At 29.0% G+C, this 18,229-nt stretch carries 11 protein-coding genes; 3 read left to right on the top strand and 8 right to left on the bottom strand.

Annotation, left to right across the window (positions count from 1 at the left end; translation table 11 throughout):
* Positions 1-175 precede the first annotated feature (175 nt).
* The 6 genes from ACAG39_09685 to ACAG39_09660 form a co-directional block, all read right to left on the bottom strand.
* Positions 176-2,611 carry a GH36-type glycosyl hydrolase domain-containing protein gene (locus ACAG39_09685; GenBank protein MEZ0537500.1) on the bottom strand — a complete coding sequence of 812 codons (2,436 nt, stop codon included), beginning with the start codon at positions 2,609-2,611 and terminating at the stop codon, positions 176-178.
* Between the two features lie 192 nt (positions 2,612-2,803).
* On the bottom strand, positions 2,804-3,826 hold the full coding sequence (locus tag ACAG39_09680) for a LacI family DNA-binding transcriptional regulator (protein MEZ0537499.1): 1,023 nt from the start codon (positions 3,824-3,826) through the stop codon (positions 2,804-2,806).
* Between the two features lie 69 nt (positions 3,827-3,895).
* On the bottom strand, positions 3,896-4,729 hold the full coding sequence (locus ACAG39_09675; GenBank protein MEZ0537498.1) for a carbohydrate ABC transporter permease: 834 nt from the start codon (positions 4,727-4,729) through the stop codon (positions 3,896-3,898).
* Positions 4,730-4,739: 10 nt separating this feature from the next.
* Positions 4,740-5,627 (bottom strand): carbohydrate ABC transporter permease, encoded by an 888-nt coding sequence (locus ACAG39_09670; GenBank protein ID MEZ0537497.1) that lies wholly within the window; start codon positions 5,625-5,627, stop codon positions 4,740-4,742.
* Between the two features lie 57 nt (positions 5,628-5,684).
* Entirely contained in the window at positions 5,685-6,908 is a 1,224-nt protein-coding gene (locus ACAG39_09665) for an extracellular solute-binding protein (protein ID MEZ0537496.1), read from the bottom strand.
* Between the two features lie 182 nt (positions 6,909-7,090).
* Positions 7,091-9,361, bottom strand: a complete 2,271-nt coding sequence (locus ACAG39_09660) for a glycoside hydrolase family 65 protein (protein MEZ0537495.1) — start codon at positions 9,359-9,361, stop codon at positions 7,091-7,093.
* Positions 9,362-9,544: 183 nt separating this feature from the next.
* Between ACAG39_09660 and ACAG39_09655 the strand changes: the two genes are divergently transcribed.
* From ACAG39_09655 to ACAG39_09645, 3 genes are all read left to right on the top strand, one after another.
* Positions 9,545-11,467 (top strand): TPM domain-containing protein, encoded by a 1,923-nt coding sequence (locus tag ACAG39_09655; GenBank protein ID MEZ0537494.1) that lies wholly within the window; start codon positions 9,545-9,547, stop codon positions 11,465-11,467.
* A 25-nt stretch (positions 11,468-11,492) separates the two neighbouring features.
* Positions 11,493-12,161 carry a PspA/IM30 family protein gene (locus tag ACAG39_09650; GenBank protein ID MEZ0537493.1) on the top strand — a complete coding sequence of 223 codons (669 nt, stop codon included), beginning with the start codon at positions 11,493-11,495 and terminating at the stop codon, positions 12,159-12,161.
* A 190-nt stretch (positions 12,162-12,351) separates the two neighbouring features.
* Complete coding sequence (locus ACAG39_09645; protein MEZ0537492.1) at positions 12,352-13,473, top strand: DUF58 domain-containing protein; 1,122 nt, start codon at positions 12,352-12,354, stop codon at positions 13,471-13,473.
* Between the two features lie 36 nt (positions 13,474-13,509).
* Here ACAG39_09645 and pulA read toward each other — a convergent pair whose 3' ends face one another.
* Both pulA and ACAG39_09635 read right to left on the bottom strand, forming a co-directional pair.
* Positions 13,510-15,990: a type I pullulanase gene (gene pulA / locus ACAG39_09640; GenBank protein ID MEZ0537491.1), complete on the bottom strand. Its 2,481-nt coding sequence runs from the start codon at positions 15,988-15,990 to the stop codon at positions 13,510-13,512.
* A 91-nt stretch (positions 15,991-16,081) separates the two neighbouring features.
* A complete protein-coding gene (locus ACAG39_09635; GenBank protein ID MEZ0537490.1) occupies positions 16,082-18,220 on the bottom strand; it encodes a sugar phosphate nucleotidyltransferase in 2,139 nt (712 codons plus the stop codon).
* Between the last annotated feature and the right edge of the window lie 9 nt (positions 18,221-18,229).

Here is an 18,229-nt window from a genome sequence, read left to right as displayed (position 1 = left end):
GTAATATATAAATTAGTGTTAATACAATATACACATATCTTATTATTATAATTACAACTTATATATAAATCAATTGTTACATAATATATTTGTTTATTGTGCACCAAAAAGAAAAAGGTGTTACATAAAATTTAATAAATATGTAACACCTTTAAAATATTTTAGAAAAATCTTTTTACCCCATATATACAATTAATTCATTTGATTCTTTTAAAATATCATATGACACAAAATTGCTAAAAACTTCTTCTCCGTTTACATTGATTTTTACAACGCCCTTATTTACACCATTACAATTTTTAACCTTAATGTTTAAAGTTTTGCCTCTTACTTTTCTTGTTATTTCAAATTTGCCCCATTCCTTTGGTATGCATGGATCTATAACAACCCCATCATAGTCAGGCCTTACACCCAATATCCATTGACTTATTGCAACAAAATTCCACGCTGCAGTACCAGTAAGCCATGAGTTTTTAGCCTGTCCAAATCTTGGTGCATCTTTACCTGCTATCATTTGTGCATAAACATAAGGTTCAACTTTGTGAAGATGGCTTATTTCTTCTCTAAATGAAGGAGCAATCTTACTCCAGTATTCAAAAGCTTTATCTCCACGTCCAAGCACACATTCTGCAATCATAATCCAAGGATTATTATGGCAGAATATACCTGCATTTTCTTTATATCCTGGTGGATATGAAGAAATCTCACCTAAGTTTAGTCTATACGTTGTATAAGCTGGCTGATGTAGAACAATTCCATGTTCAGTATTCAAAATCTCATCAACTGAGTCCAATGCCATCTTGGCTAAATTATTATCTACACCAATACCTGCCATTACACACATACCTTGAGGTTCAATAAATATCTTCCCTTCATCACATTCTTGGCTACCAACTTTATTTCCATAATAATCATATGCTCTTAAGAACCATTTTTCATCATATCCATGCTTTTCTACAGCTTGTTTCATATCCTCAACATGCTTTTTTGCATCATTAGCTAAATCATTCTTCCCTAATTTTTCACATAGCTTAATAAATTCTTTTCCTGCAAGAACAAAAAGACCACCAATAAATATTGATTCAGCAGTTCTGCCTTCTTTATTTGAAGTTGTTTGGAATGATTCATCTGGATTTTCAGAGAAACAATTGAGATTTAAACAGTCATTCCAGTCAGCACGTCCTATTAATGGGAGTCCATGAGGCCCTTTATTATTTACTGTATAATAGAAAGATCTTTTCAAATGTTCAAACATTGTTGCACAATTGTTTTCATCATTCTCAAATGGAACCATCTCATCTAATATAGAAAAATCACCTGTTTCTTTAATGTATGCAGTTGTTGATAAAATAAGCCAAAGTGGATCGTCATTAAAGTTCCCACCAATCTCATTATTGCCTTTTTTCGTTAGTGGCTGATATTGGTGATATGCCCCACCATCTGCCTTTTGTGTTGCAGCTAAATCAAGAAGTCTTTCCCTTGCTTTTTGTGGTATCTGATGAACAAAACCTAAGATATCTTGATTGCAATCTCTAAAACCGATACCTCTTCCTATACCTGTTTCAAAATAAGAAGCACTTCTTGATAGGTTAAATGTAACCATACACTGATATTGGTTCCATATATTTACCATTCTATCCACTTTGGGTTCATGTGTTTTTACTTGATAAATAGAAAGTAAGTTATCCCAACTCTCTTTGAGTTCTTTTAAAGCACTTAAAGCCTTTTGTGATGTATTGTACTTTCCCATCATTTCATAGGCTTTTTCTTTATTTATTATCCCTTTTGATTGCCATTTTTTATCATTTTCGTTCTCTATGTATCCTAAAACAAATACAAAATCCTTATCCTCATTTGGCCCTAAATGGATATTCAAGTAATGAGATGCTATTGGTGCCCAACCACTTGCTACTGAATTAAAAGCATTTGCTCTTTCAACAGCTTCTGGATTTTCAAATCCTCTATATTGCCCCAAAAAGGTATCTCTATCTGTATCAAATCCATCAATTGGAACATTTACAGAATAGAAAGCATAGTGATTTCTTCTTTCTCTATATTCTGTTTTATGATATATTGCAGAACCCTCTATTTCCATTTCGGCTGTGTTAAGATTTCTTTGTAGATTTGACATATCATCAAGTGCGTTCCAAAGGCAGAATTCAACAAATGAGAAGAGTTTAATATTCTTTTTTTCATTAGATTTGTTTGTTACTTCAACAAAGTGAATTTCACAGTTATCATTTAGTGGGACAAAAAAGGTAACAGAAACTTCGACACCATTTTTTTCACCAGTAATTTTAGTATATCCAAGCCCATGTCTGCATTCATATTTATCTAAATCTTCTTTAACTGGTTTCCATGATGGACTCCATATTGATTTTCCATCATTGATATAAAAATATCTTCCACCATAATCTATTGGAACATTATTATATCTATATCTTAGTATTCTTCTGTATCTTGCATCCTTGTAAAAACAGTAACCACCTGCATGGTTTGATATAAGTGAGAAAAATTGATTTGAACCTAAATAATTAATCCATGGATATGGAGTTAGATGATTTGTTATAACATACTCTTTGTTTGTATCATCAAAATATCCATACTTCATAATACATTTACCCCTCCTTATTTTATATGCTAATCATCAATTATAATAGCTTTTATGTAAATACCTTATAAATTTATTATATTAAATATATAATTAATTTACAATGTTTACACTTAAATTGTGATGTTTTTGTAAATATAGTTTATAAATTAATATAAAAAAATAACCACTCTACATGTTTTTGTAGAATGGTTAATGTTTTCTTCTTTTTGTGGACTCACGTTTTATAAGTTCTGGTTCGAGAATAATTTGATTAATGGGCTGTTTCGACATTAAATTAAGTAAAAGATAGAATGCTGATCTTCCTATCTCTGTTTTATCTTGTCTAATTGTTGTTAATGTAGGGGTAATATAGCTTGATAAACTAATATCATCAAATCCGATAATAGATATATCTTCAGGAATTCTAACATTTAATTCTTTAAATCTTTTGATAAGTCCAATTGCCATCATATCACTTGCAGCAAAAATTGCTGTAACTTTCATTTCAAGGAATTTCTCGGCATTCTTGTAACCACTTTCTTCTGCAAAATCACCATTAATTACAAAGTCTTTATTATATTCAATAGAATTTTTAAGTAATGATAATATATAACCATTTAACCTTTCTTGGCTAACATATGCCTTATCATGCCCATTAAGAAATCCAATCTTTTTATGTCCTAAACTAATTAAGTAATCAACTGCTAATTGTGCACCCTTTTGATTATCAATTGAGACATATCCTATATTTTGGCTTTTAATAGGTATATCAAATAAAACAATAGGGTAAGATATTTCCTCAATTTCTTTTATATATTGATCGTCTGTCCTAAGTCCCATTATAAATGCACCTTCAAGATGTTTTTCTGAAAAGATGGTCTCTAAATGAATTCTCTTTTGTTCTTCTGATGTTGTTGAAAGTAGCACTACTTCATATCCATTATCTATTGCAACTTTCCTGAAGCTTGCCAAAATTTCGTAATAAAAAGTTCCATAAATACCTTCTCTCTCCATATCCTCAATAAACAGTCCTATCCTTTTTGTTTTATTGGTAACTAAACTTTTAGCAAATAAATTCGGCGTGTAGTTTAGTTTTCTTGCCATCTCCATAACTTTATCTTTTGTTTGTGGATTGATATCTGAATAGTTATTTAAGGCTCTAGATACTGTACTTGGTGATATGCCTAAAGCTTTTGCTATATCCTTTATTGTTGCATTTTTATTTTTACTCATACTATTCACTCTTTCAATATTTTTCGAAAATTTCTCATTATTTGCATAATAATTATACAATATAAATATTTATTCTTTCAATCCGGCAGTAGCAATACCTTTTACAAAATATTTCTGAAAAGTAACGAAAACAACAATTGTAGGTAAAGACAACAATATTGCACCAGCTAATACTTGATTCCAGAATTGATAATACTGCCCATAAAATGAGTTTAATCCCACAGGTAAAGTATATAACTCCTCTGACGAGGCTATTATACTAGGCCACATAAAACTATTCCAGTTACCTACAAACTGAAATATAGCTTGTGCTGCTAATGCAGGACCAGATAATGGTAATATAATTTTAAAAAATATCCCAAATCTAGATAACCCATCAATCAATGCTGACTCTTCTAAATCTTTTGGAATGGTCAAGAAGTACTGCCTCATGAAAAAAATAAAAAATGCCGAAGTAAGCCAAGGTAAAATTAGCCCTTTATAAGAATCAATCCATCCGAATTTATTTAATGTTAAATAAATGGGAACTAATAATACCTGCCCTGGAATCATCATTGTTGCTAAAATTATATAAAATATGCCCTTTTTAAATGGGAAATTAAGTCTTGCTAAAGCGTAAGCAGCCATTGAGTTAAAAAGTAGATTTCCTGCTGTAACACAAATGGCAACAATAGTGCTATTTATAAGCCACCTTACAAATGGAAACTCTTTAATTATATATCTATAAGCCTCTAAAGATACCTTATCAAGATTTAGACTAAGTTTTGTAGCTTCTTCAACTGGTTTGATAGATGTCAAAACAGAGATAAGATAAGGAACTATTGTGAGCAAAGCATATAAAATACATATAATATAAAAAATCAGTGTTGATATTGAAATCCTTTTTCTATAAATATACTCCATATTTCTCACCTCAATAAGCAGTTTCTTCGCCAAAAATCTTTTTCTGTATAGCTGTTAATATAAATATTATTATAAATAATATGAAAGCCATTGCTGAAGCAAGACCCATATTAAAGTCCTTAAAAGCTGTTTTATAAATCATGACCACCATTGTCATTGCCTTACCCATTGGTCCACCCTCAGAGCCACCTATAATAAACGATAAATCAAACATCTGTAATGTTCCTATGAATGATACAACCATATTAAAGAATAGCATTGGCTTTAACAAAGGAACTGTAATCTTTATAAACTTGGTCCATTCACCTGCACCTTCAACATCAGCTGCTTCGTATAATTGTTCTGGTATTGTAGATAAGCCTGATAAAAAGGTCACCATATAAAAGCCAACTGATCCCCATACTGCAACCGAAACTATTGCAGGCATAATAAAGGATGGTTCATTAAACCAATTCCTTGGTGTAATCCCAATGTGTTTTATTATCTGATTAACCAATCCATCAGTTTTGTATAAAAACATAAACATTATCGAAACTGCAACAGGTGATGTTACATTAGGAAGGTAATAGGTTGTTCTAAAGAAATTTTTAAATTTGACTTTATCATTTACAATTACAGCTAATACTAATGCAATAATCAGTTGAATTGGTACAACAAGTACTGAGTAGTATAAGGTGTTGATTATTGATGAAATAAACATTTTGTTGGTAATTGCATCTTTGTAGTTATTAAGCCCAATCCAAGTTGTTGGGTTATCTCCTAAAAATGAAAAATTTTGAAAGCTAATTATAAAAGCTTTTACTAAAGGATAGGCTAAAAACAGTATAAATGATAGTATATATGGTAAAAGCATAACATAAGCAGTAAGATATTCATCAATTTTTGATTTTTTACCCATAGAATACTCCCCCATTATTATTTAAGGCAGGCATGTCTGCCTGCCTTATATTGATATTTATTTAAATATCTGTTTAACTCTATCTTGTAAATTCTTCTTTAAATCATACTTCTTTCCATAGTAATAATCTTCAAAAGATTTATTAAATACATCTAATACTTTTGAACCATCAACACCATAGAAATATGCATAAGCATATTTTGAACCATCAACAAGTGCTTTTCTTTCTGGATAAGTTTTAGCAAAGTTATTTCCAGCACTCTTTAATGATGGTAGTGCAAGTCCTGCTTCAACTACATATTTTTGTCCACCTTCACCAGTTAAGAATCTTATTAATTTAAATGCTTCATCTTTATGTTTTGAATTTTTGCTAAGAACATAAGCAACAGTAAATGCCATTGTTGATTTTCCTTGAGGTCCAACTGGTAGTTCTGCTATACCATATGAATCTTTAGAGATTTTTCTATCATTTAAGAAAGGAATCATCCAGCCACCTTCAATGGTCATAGCTGCTTTTTTATCAGCAAAAGCGTCTCCTACCCAGCCAGCTCCTAAATCCTTTGGTGTTTTGCAAATTCCATCTTTAAATAGATTCAATGCAAATGTCAATCCTTCTATAGCCTTTTGATCATCAAACACTGGTTTGCCATTATCAAAAACTTTGCCTCCATTTTGATAAGCAAATGGCTGAATTCTAGCTAACTCAAGATTCATTGTTAAACCAACTACATTGCCTTTTGTTAATTTCTTTGCGTAATCTCTTAATTCATCCCAATTTTTTGGAGGATTTGTAAGTCCAGCTTCTTTGAACATTTGTTTATTGTAGAATAAAACAAGTGTGTTATAATCCTTTGGAATACCATATATTTTTCCGTTATAAGTGAATGGAACTAATAATGAGTTTTCATAACCTATTGTTTTTACATTATATTTTTTCATAAGGTTATCAATTGGTTCTAAGGTATTCTTTGTTATATATTGCCATGCAACTGAGGAATCCATGTAGAAAATATCTGGTTCTGTTTTTGATGCCATAAGGAGTTGCATCTTTTGATTGTAGTCTCCAACAATCTCTACAAGTTTAACTTGGACATTTGGATATTTCTTCTGAAAATCAGCTATTTGATTTTGAACTATCTTTTTTTCAGCAGGAGATGATGACCATGCCCCTAATTTGAGAGTAATCTTGCTTGCTGCAGAAGCTTGATTTGTAGTCAAACTCAATGTAAATAATGAAACAAAAAATACAAAAGCTAAAACACTTGATAAAAATCTTTTCATAAAATTAACCTCCTTAATATGAAAATTTCTGAAACGTTTTCGATAATCTTATTATATAAAATAATATGCATTTTGTCTATATATTTTTTAATTATTATTATATTTTTATTTAATTTTGCTAAGTTAATATAAGTAACATAGTATAATTTGTATCAAGGCATTCGAAATTTTTCGGAAATAAACTAAATGTTTATTATTTTATCTTTCACCTTTATTTCTAAATTACTGTCTCCTTTTAATTTGACAACATTTACTGTATTTTTTTCAGCCTCAATTTGAAGTAGGTTACCTTTCCAATAGATCTTATAAATAAGTTTTTCCCAATGCTCTGGTATCCAAGGATTGATACATAATATATTGTTGTTGATACTTAGACCTCCAAATCCAAATATTATTGTTTGCCATGTTCCTCCAGCACTTGCAGCATGCAGACCTTCTCTTGAATTCCCTTGATTGTCTTCCAAATCAACTAAGCATGTTCTCATAAAATTTTGATATGCTTTCTTTGTACTTCCAACAACTAATCCCATTAAAGCATACATACTTGGGCTTAATGAAGATTTATGCATTGTTCTTTTTTCATAGTAATCGAAGTTTATTTTTTTTGTATTTTCATCAAATCTATCAGAAAATAAGTGCAAAAGCATTATAACATCTGCTTGTTTAATTAGTTGATAATCATTTAACCTTTGAAGATTTACACTATCTGGCCATACTGGCATATCATTTTGGTCAAATTTATCTATTATAATATCTTTTAAGCTAAAGTAGCCTTCAAACTGTTCAATCAGTTTAGTTTCATTATCATATGGAAAATAAATTTTATCTTTTATTTTTTGCCATTCATTTATTTCTTCTTGGTTAATTCCTATTTTGTTTGATACTCTTATAAAATCTTCAGGATACTCTTTTTTTAGAGTATTGTATAGCTCAATTGCTTTTTCAATATTCCATTTGGCCAAATAGTTGGTATATGCATTATTATTGCAGTGTTCGTGAAATTCGTCTGGCCCTATCACATCATTTATTTCATATCTATCTTTTTCCTTATTGTGTTCGAGCCTCGAAATCCAAAACCTTGCAGTCTCAATAATTATTTCTGAACCATAGTTTTTCATAAACTCTATGTCACCAGTAACTCTCCAGTATTCGTTGACAGCATAGGCAATATCAGCAGTTATATGATACTCTATGTCTCCAGTCCAGATTCTAACAGGTTGTCCTAAATAATCTATACCCCACTTTGGAGTTTCTTCTTTACCAGTATCTGCTGACTCCCAAGGATATTGTGCACCTTTAAAGGAATTAATTTTAGCATTTTCTCTTGCTGCATTTAAAAGGTTATACCTATACATAAGTAGTGATCTTGCTGCTTTAGGATTTGTAAAAATATAAAAAGGTAACATAAATATCTCAGTATCCCAAAAAACATGTCCTTTATAACCTTCGCCATGTAAACCTTTAGCACCAAGGCTTACAAGTTGATCCTCTGGATTTACAAGGCAGGAAAGATTGAAAATATTGAATCTTAAAGCTTTATCTGCTTTTTCATCTCCAACTATTTGAATATCAGCTACTTCCCAAAGTTTACTTAAATAATCAACATGTCTATTAAATAAATAGTCAATTCCATTATTATTAGCATATTCCAATATTGATTCACACCTTTTGAAAAGGTCAGAATGACTACATTCTCTTGTAGAGACAACTGATGTAATTTTGTAAATAAAATATTCAAAGCCTTGTTTGGCATCTATCTCTTTATTTTCAGTAATTTGAAAATCTAAATTTTTTGTATACCTATTAAAACTTACTTCATTATTTTTCTCATCATAGGTAGTGATACTTGATGCTATACCAATACCAATATCTTTATCTTTTGTATTTACCTCTACATAAATACCTCTTTTATAATCATGAATCTTATTAATTTTATAATGTCGAACCTTTTCATTTGGATTTTCCTTTAGATTATATGTAGAAGCATCAATTATATTTTCAATATTTAAAATAGCAGAATAATTTTCAGGAATTATTTTGTATTTTTGAACAAAGATATTTTTGTCAGTAAGACTTAGGAATCTGTAATTTTCTATGTTTGTTACTCTTCCTAATTTATCTTTTAATCTTAGCTTTTTATATAAAATACCTTGCTTCATATCTAATACTCTTTTATATTCTAATATTTCACATTTTATAGGATTTAGAAATTCTCTATTAATATATACTCTAAGCCCTACTATATTAGGAAGATTAACTAATTCTGTTACTTGTGCAGTATCTTTATCAAAAACACCTGCAATATAAGTTCCTGGGATTTCCTCCTGATATATTTCTTCATGTGTTCCTCTTATTCCTAAATATCCATTAGTTAATGCAAATATTGTTTCGTTTTTGCCCCCTATTTCAAATTTTTCATCTGATATTAACCATTGTTCTGATGAAAGATTCATAAATAATGCCTCCTAAACTTCTCTTAATTAATATATTTTTATTATAAAAATTAATTTGAAACATTTCAATAACGTTTTCGGTAATTTTAAATATTTATATTAATTAAATTTTTAAAAAGTGGGTATAAAAATATATTGTTATGTGATAGAGTTAATATAGATAGAATAAAAGGGGATAATACAATGAATAAAAGATTAATTGCTATATTTTTGTTATTAGCTTTTACATTGTTTTTTGTTTATACCTTTGCTTCTGAAATATATGTGGATAATCAAACAGATATATTAACATCTGATCAGGCAAATAAGCTTAATGAATCTATACAGGCAAAGGATATTAAGGTTTTTGTTGTTATTAGAAATACAATAGAAAATAAAGAATTGTTTAAAAATGAATACATTGAAAAGAAAAAAATAAGTAATACATCTGCTTTGCTTCTTATTTCTTATTCAAAAAGGAATGCCTCTTTATACCTTGGTAGCAATCTAAAATCAAACCTTACACCAAAGGAAATATTAGATAGATACTTTGTCTCTTATGCAAAAAGTGGAAGGTTTTATGATGCAATTGAGAACACTGTAGAAGGAATACAAAATCAGGTTTTAATTAAAAATAACAGTTCTTCTTTAGAAACTAAAAATAAGTCTAAGGTAGACCCTTTACCTTTTGTGGTCTTTTTAGCAGTTGTAATAGTATTATTTACTATAATTTTCAAAATTCAGAATAGAAAAAGGATTAAAAGAAACTTAGCAATATGTGAAGATAAATTTAATGATATTGCCGGTAAGATTTTAAAATTAGATGATGAACTTAAATATATAGGTTTATATATGAATGATGACAGTATCAAAATGAAATATGATGATATTGTTGAAAATTATTCAAAGCTTCAGGATTATTATAACAGGCTGAAAGAAAGCTATTCTGAAAATCTCTACAAGGCATTTATTAATGTATGTTCAATACTTGATGAAGAAATTGATGGTATTTTAAAGGTTTCAAAGGAAAACGAAGATAAAATTCAAAATGAGATAGAAGATAAAAGGAAAATAGATAAGCTAATTTCTCAATTTAAAAATCCAGAATACTTTAAAGACCATTTTGATAATATTAAAAATTTTGATGATAATAAAATTATCGAAAAATATTTAGAAAACCTACTTGAGCTTGATAGCATTATTACAAAAGCCAAGGATTTGAGTTCATCAGAATATGAAGTTTTTGAAAGCAACATAGTAACTGAGCTTATAAAAGTTTACGAAAAAAATATATATTCAATAAAAAATAGTATGTCGAAAAACCAATTTGATGAGATAAACAATGAGTATAATAATATTTTAAAAGATGCAAAGCAAAGCAATGATATAAATATTTTGTTGCGAGCTTTAAGCCTTACTCAAAAGTTAAAAAAATATGAAGATGATATAAATGAAAAATATAAGTTAGAAAAGGAAAAATTAGATAAATTAAAGAATGAGTTTGATAATATCAAAAGAGAATATGAAAGCTTTAGCAACATTAGATTTTATACCATTGATATAAAAATTTCAGAGATTGAAGAATATATAAGAAAAAATGATATTAAAAATATTGAGAGTAGTATAAATGACCTAAGAAATACATTTGATAGATTCAAAAAAGATTATCTTGACTGTAAAAAATTATTAGATGACTTTTCTTCATTCTTAGAAAAGGCTAAGGGAAATATTCTATATAATGAGGATTATATGATACTAAAAAAGAAGGAAGATATCTTGAAAGAAAACTTATTAGAATGTGATTTCGATGAGTTCAAAAGAGAATATGTTGAAGCAGAAGCAATTATGAAAAATATATTAAGTAAAAACAATTTTGATTACAAAGATATTTTTGGTGGTAAAAATATCTCTGAAATGTTTGATGGCTTACTTCCTATGATGCTTTTTGGTATGCTTACAAAAGAAGTTTTCCATAACTTTGGTCATCATCATCATAATTTTGGAGGTAATTTTGATGTAGGAAATAATTGGGATTCAAATGACTCTGGCTTTGATAATTCTGATAGCAATGGTTGGTCATCAGATGGCGGAAGTTTCAATTCTGATGACAATACATCAAGTTGGTAAAAAATATATTTTGGAGGTTAAAAAAATGGGTGTATTTGGTAGAATTGCACAGCTTATAAAGGCTAATATCAATGACTTAATTGATAAAGCAGAAGATCCAGAGAAAATGCTAAACCAGCTTATAATTGACATGCAAGAACAGCTTGAAAAGGCTAAAGTTGAAGTTGCAAATGCCATAGCTGATGAAAAGATTCTTCAGAAAAAGGTTGAAGAGAACAGAAAACTTGCTGAGGATTGGCAGAAAAAAGCTGAACTTGCAGTAGCAAAAGGTGAAGATGAACTTGCTCTTGAAGCTTTAAAACGCAAAAAGGAATATGAAAACCTTGCAAACGATTATCAAAAACAATATGATGCACAACATGAAGCTGTTGAGAAGTTAAAGGATGGGCTTAGACTTCTTGAGGATAAGATTGAAGAAGCAAAAAGGAAGAAAGATTTACTAATTGCTCGAAGTAAAAGAGCAGATGCTCAAGCTACAATTAGTGAAACTATGAGTAAAATTACTGATACATCAAAGTTTGATTCATTTGAAAGAATGGCTCAAAAGATTGAACAAAAAGAGGCAAGAGCAGAAGCTATGGATGAACTTAATAATGTAAGCAAAACATTGGAAGATAGATTTAAAGAACTTGAAAATGATGATGCTGATGCTTTAGAAGAACTTAAAAAATTAAAAGAACAAATGGGTAAGTAAAAGAGACTGTCAATAAACATAATTCTAAATTTTTTTACAATATATAGATGAAACTCAGTAAATAATAACTTTATTTTGTAAAAAAAGGGGCTATCCACTTATATCTTATGGGAAAGCCTCCTTTTTATTTATTCTAATTTATTGTAAAATGGAAATAAATATTATAAAGATAAAATTTAGGAGTTTAGTTATGGGTTCTTTTTGGTTACTTATTATATTCTTAGTTTTATTTAGCCTAAATATCTATATTATAAAATGTCATAGCTTAAGTAATATTAATTATGATATTTACTTTGAGGAAAAAACACTGTATGAAGGAGAAAAAATTCATATTATTGAGAAAATTTATAATGGAAAGTTGTTGCCACTTCCCTGGGTAAAATCTGAGTTTGAAATATCTTCAAATTTTCTTATGGATGATGGTAAAAATTATGTTATACGAGATAAGTTGAGATATACAAGTATCTTTTTTCTTCTCCCTTTTCAGCAAATAATTAGAAAACATTCATTTATAGCAACCAAAAGAGGATTTTATAAACTTGATAAGGTTTTTTTAGTAACTGGTGATTTATTTGGCCTTACTACCTCTGATAAGGTATTTTATTTCAATAGCTCGGTTGTTGTTTATCCTCAAATAATAAATATAAACAATTATGTTAAACCTCGCTCAAGTTTGATAGGTGAAACAATTGTCAAAAGATTTTTGGTAGAGGATAATTTTCATTTTGCAGGCATTAGAGAATATCAAACTTATGATTCATTCAATAGAATTAATTGGAATTATTCTGCAAAATCAGGAACCCTTTTGGTAAATAAATATGAATATACTTCATCTGGAGATGCTATTATCATTTTGAACGTTCAATCAAATGAGTTTGAAAGAAAAGATGTTCTTGATAAAAGTGTCATTGAATTTGGTATAAAGGTTTGTGCATCTTTGGCAAAAGACCTTATTCAATCAGGTATATCTGTCGGTTTTGCTACTAACGCAAAAAATGAAGAAACACAAGAAGCTATTGATTATATTTTTCCATCAAGAGAATCTCTCCAGATTATTAAAATTTTTGAAATCTTAGCAAGGATAAAAATTGAGATTACAGAGTATATTGAGACATTGTTTTATAATATATTAAAAACCCAATCATATAAAGAGGTTGTATTAATCACATGTTTTATAAATAAAGAAATAGAAGAATATATTAGAATATTTAGTCAAAAGGGTATAAGATTTACCATCTTATTGTTAAAATATTATGATAAAAAAGAAATAGAGTTACCTTATACAAATATATACTATCTTTCTGAAAAATAGAGACTGTCTAACATCTATTTAGACAGCCTCCTATTTTTATTCATCTTTAAAAGCTATAAAAATACTTAATGGTGAAAGTTCTACACTACCTATTACTTCTTTGTAGTTATATTTAAATACTGTGGCATCTTCAACAGCTACTTTCCATTTTCCTTCTCTTAGTGGTAAAACCTCTATTTCTCTAAATGGATTGTAAGCAACAATAATATGTTTCCATGTATCATAGGGATAAGTAATTTCAAATGCAACAACACCTTCTGGGCTTTGTATAAACTTAAGATATTTTTTTATTTCTCCTGCAGTTTTCATTCTAAATGCTGGATGATTTCGTCTTAAATTAATTAATTCTTTATAATAAATAAATGTATCATAGTATCGTTCCTTTAATCTCCAATTAATTTTATTTATTTCATCAGGCTTATTATAGGTATTTGCAATACCTTTTTTGTTTCTATTAAACTCCACACCACCATGTAAAAAAGGAACACCTTGAGATGTTAATACTATTCCATTAGCAAATCTACAAGCCCTATCAATATAGTAAAAATCGTCTCCCTGCATTGTCTTAAATGCCTTATCCCATAAACTTAAATTATCGTGGCATGAAACATAATTTACACATTCTGTAGGATTTAATGCAAAATCATCAATTCCTCCTTTTACACCTTGTTTCACTTTTTCAACTGACTCTATATTGCCATGCATATAACCTGTTTTATATCCATCTAAATCCCCTCTTATTGCATCTCTTATTCTGTCGTTAAACATGCCTATATCATATCCTTGATGCCCTGAAGACTCTATATTCATTCTTTCTTCTATGAGGCACAACGAATTGTCCATTACCCAACCTTCTCCATATATAAGTGCTTTAGGGTTAACTTTTCTAACTTCTTTTGCTATGGTTCTAATTGTATTAATATCTAAAAGCCCCATTAAATCAAATCTGAAACCATCAATATGAAAGTTCTTGCACCAATAAAGTATTGTGTCTAAAATATATTTTCTTACCATTGGTTTTTCAGAATCTATCTCATTGCCACAACCAGAGGCATTTGAGTATTCGCCATAATCATTCACTCTATAAAAATACTCTGGAACTATCTTATCAAATATAGAAAAAAACTCACCGTTTTTGTTATAAGTATGGTTAAAAACAATATCCATAATAACACCAATATTGTTCTCATGTAGTTTTTTTATCATTGTTCTAAGCTCAATTATAGGCTTTAGTCTGTCTTCTCTATCTGATGAAAGCCAACCTTCAACAGTTTGATATAAAACTGGATCATACCCCCAATTGTATTTTTTATCTGTGTTATTCTCATCAACACTTCCGAAATCATTTATTGGAAGCAAATGTACATGTGTGATATTTAAATCTTTTAAATGATAAAGTGATGTTGAGATATTTGTTTTATAATATCCTCCTTCACACAAACCTAAGAATGTTCCTCTTTTTTTATCTTCAATATTTGTGGTTGAATCAATTGTAAAATCTCTAACATGCATTTCATAAATTATGGCATCTGTTTGAGAATCAATACCACTTAAAAAGGTATCATTATCCCACCCATCAATTTGTATATCAGCATCATCAAATATTAAAGTCTTACCAGAATTTTTAGATGACGCTTTTGAATATGGGTCTGGAGTAAAATATACCTTATAACCAGTTTCCTCATCATAATTATAATGCCACACTTCATAAAGATAGTAATGATTTTTTAGGTTGTTATCTATAATCCTTTTCCAAGTTCCATTCCCACTTCTTTTCATATCATAAGAAGCTAAAAATGCCTCATTTGCGTCATATAGATTTAAAATTACTTTGTATGCAGTTGGTGCCCATACTCTAAATTCTGTTTTATCATCTGAATAAAAACAACCAAGTTCATCGTAGAAAAAATAATCCTCTTGATTTAAAATATCCCTTGGTCTTGCAAAAATGGTTTTGTTTTTATAGGTTATAGCATATTTTAGGTTTGGCAGAAGTCTTTGTGATGTTGTAATCTTTATTTTATTAGTAAGAGCATGGTCCCTATCAAAATAGTTTTCTATAACTATATCATTTCCAAAACCTTTGGGATACCATAAATCAATATTTGTATTTTCTGCAAATTTAAATCTATATCCAAATTGTACGTCATTTATATCTTTGATAAGCTCATATCGTGAACTTCGTTTGTTCCAAATAAGCTCCCAATCTGAGCTTAGTTTCCAATCGTTCATATCACCAACAATATACATACTTTTCTTTGCTTTACGCAAATGAAAATCATGCATACCTTCTTTAAGTACGAATCTTATCTTATTGAATTCCTCACAGATCTCATATCCTCTTTTTTCAGCCTGTTCATTATTTTTTTCATGTAGTATAATTTTTTCAACCTTTTCTATATCAATAGTATCATAGTCTATATTAACTTTAAATTCATCAGTATTAATAGTACTTATCATATCTGATAGTATAACTGTTATTTGATAATGGCCATCAATAAAAGCTCTATATAACAATATTATCACTCTCTTTAAACTTATTTGCTTATTATATTATATACCCAAAACAAAAAACTGAGGCTGTTAATATTAACCTCAGCTTATAGAATTACATATATATTTCAACTAATTTTTGCGTTTTAAATTTTGAAATTATCTCTTTTACGAAATCTATATTTTCAAGAATTAATAGAATTGATGAAATTGCATCATAGTAGAAAAAATAATTGATATTTTCAGCTATAAGAGTTTTTATATAGTTTCTTATTTCATTATCAGTCCATTTAATTTCAATAGAAAACTGTTTTTCAAGGTCATTTAAAAAGGTTTTAAAGAATTCAGGAAGTATTGCAAATTCCTTTTTATATTTTCTTTTTTCAAGTAATGCTAAAAGCATTTTTAATTTTTCCCCATATATTGAGCAGTTATCAAAAGACATCAAAAAATGTTCACCTTGTCTATCTATTACAAACCCTAATTCATAATTGTTATTGGTACAAAGGTTCTTTAAAAATTTAACACATCCATTTGACTCTCCACTGATTAATGTTGATTTTAAAAGATATCTTTGTGAAATGTTTTCTAAAAGATTAATTATTTCTTTATCTTCAGATATAAAGCATACCTTTCTATTTTTCAATTTATTAATATCAAAATTATTTTCAATTCTTGAAAAATACATTTCATAAGGAGAGGTTGTAAGTTCATTTACAAAATATACATCATGGGATTCTCGGTAGTCACATGTAATGAACAGATTCTCTATCTTTCTTTCCATTTCCTTCGAAATATTAATACCATTAGTATCGAAAATTTCTATTTTGAGGTTATCTCCTCTTGTTCTGACATAAACACCCGCATCATAGAAATCTTGCACAATATACCTAAAAATAGGTAGTATTGTGCTTCTTGTTCTAAATAGTCTTGCACCAGTAATCTGAGCCCCTGTTTCAATTGCTTTTCTTATAACACTGCTTTTTGATGTTTTATCATCACCAATAAGAATCCTTGCATTTTTATCAAAAATAGAACCTATTGAATTACCAAGTTTTAAAGCAAATTGTGGAGTTATCTCTATGTTGAATTCCCCATCAATTCCTCTAACCCAAAAAACATTTTTTATTACCTCTGTTCCCCAGAATACATTCTGGTCAACAACTGTATTTGATTCAACAACTTTTTTAGGCCATATTTTAACCTCAGGCTTTACTTCAACATAATCTTTTAATGTGTTTTCATTTCCTATTACAGCCTTTTCATATACCCTAACAAAATCTTTAATAAATACCTTATTACAAATAACACACCCTTTTAGTTCAGAATGTTCTCCTATATGGCTTTGATTCCAAATTATCGAGTGTGATATCTGTGTGCCTTTTCCTATTTTTACATTATTTCCAATAACAGTATATTCACCTATTTCGGCATCTTCAATATAGCATTCATCTCCTATAAAAACATTGTGAGATATTTTGGCATTTGAACTAACATTGAAGTTATTACCAATAATAGGGGTTTGAGGCAGCTTAAGATTTACTATTCCCCCTCTTTTAAAGACATCTTGATGTGCTTTTATATAGCTTGAGACATCACCTATATCACACCAGTATCCTTTTGTTACATAGCCGAACAATGGTATCTTTTGAGTTAATAGCTTAGGGAAAAGATCCTTACTAAAATCATAAGGCCTACCATCTTCAATATAATCTAATATCTCTGGTTCAATAATATAGATTCCAGTATTTGCTAAATTGCTGAAAACCTCGCTCCAAGATGGTTTTTCAAAAAACTTTTGAACCTTTCCTTCTTTATCAATTAAAACTATACCATATTCTATAGGTATTTCAACTTCTTTCAAGATTATAGTTACTTTGCTTTGCCTTTCCTTATGAAATTTATATGCTTGTGTCAAGTCTGCATCTGTAATCCCATCGCCACTTAGAACAACAAATGTTGTATCTAAAAAATCTTTTGCATTCTTCACACTTCCTGCTGTTCCAAGAGGGTCTTTTTCTATATAATGGTTAATCTCTACATCCCACTTTTTCCCATCTTCAAAGTGATTTATTATTTTATCAGGCATATACTGAAGAGTTGTAGCAATCTTTGAAATATTGTGTTTTTTTAATAACTCAACAGCATATTCAATAACAGGTTTATTGAAGAAAGGTATCATTGGTTTTGGTATAGCAGCAGTTAAAGGTCTAAGTCTTGTCCCAGATCCACCAGCCATAATAATGCCTTTCATCTTTTTTAA

This window comes from Caldicellulosiruptoraceae bacterium PP1, assembly GCA_041320695.1.
Taxonomy (GTDB): Bacteria; Bacillota; Thermoanaerobacteria; order Caldicellulosiruptorales; family Caldicellulosiruptoraceae; genus JBGGOQ01.
The sequence above is the reverse complement of the archived record's forward strand: the minus strand, read 5'-3'. Positions and strand labels throughout refer to the sequence as shown.

Bases quoted from the DNA above. Each gene is read 5' to 3' on its own strand.
- ACAG39_09650 (MEZ0537493.1), top strand. From the start codon at position 11,493: ATGGGTGTATTTGGTAGAATTGCACAGCTTATAAAGGCTAATATCAAT.
- ACAG39_09660 (MEZ0537495.1), bottom strand. From the start codon at position 9,361: ATGAATCTTTCATCAGAACAATGGTTAATATCAGATGAAAAATTTGAA.
- ACAG39_09670 (MEZ0537497.1), bottom strand. From the start codon at position 5,627: ATGGGTAAAAAATCAAAAATTGATGAATATCTTACTGCTTATGTTATG.
- ACAG39_09665 (MEZ0537496.1), bottom strand. From the start codon at position 6,908: ATGAAAAGATTTTTATCAAGTGTTTTAGCTTTTGTATTTTTTGTTTCA.
- ACAG39_09680 (MEZ0537499.1), bottom strand. From the start codon at position 3,826: ATGAGTAAAAATAAAAATGCAACAATAAAGGATATAGCAAAAGCTTTA.
- ACAG39_09645 (MEZ0537492.1), top strand. From the start codon at position 12,352: ATGGGTTCTTTTTGGTTACTTATTATATTCTTAGTTTTATTTAGCCTA.
- ACAG39_09685 (MEZ0537500.1), bottom strand. From the start codon at position 2,611: ATGAAGTATGGATATTTTGATGATACAAACAAAGAGTATGTTATAACA.
- ACAG39_09675 (MEZ0537498.1), bottom strand. From the start codon at position 4,729: ATGGAGTATATTTATAGAAAAAGGATTTCAATATCAACACTGATTTTT.
- ACAG39_09655 (MEZ0537494.1), top strand. From the start codon at position 9,545: ATGAATAAAAGATTAATTGCTATATTTTTGTTATTAGCTTTTACATTG.
- ACAG39_09635 (MEZ0537490.1), bottom strand. From the start codon at position 18,220: ATGAAAGGCATTATTATGGCTGGTGGATCTGGGACAAGACTTAGACCT.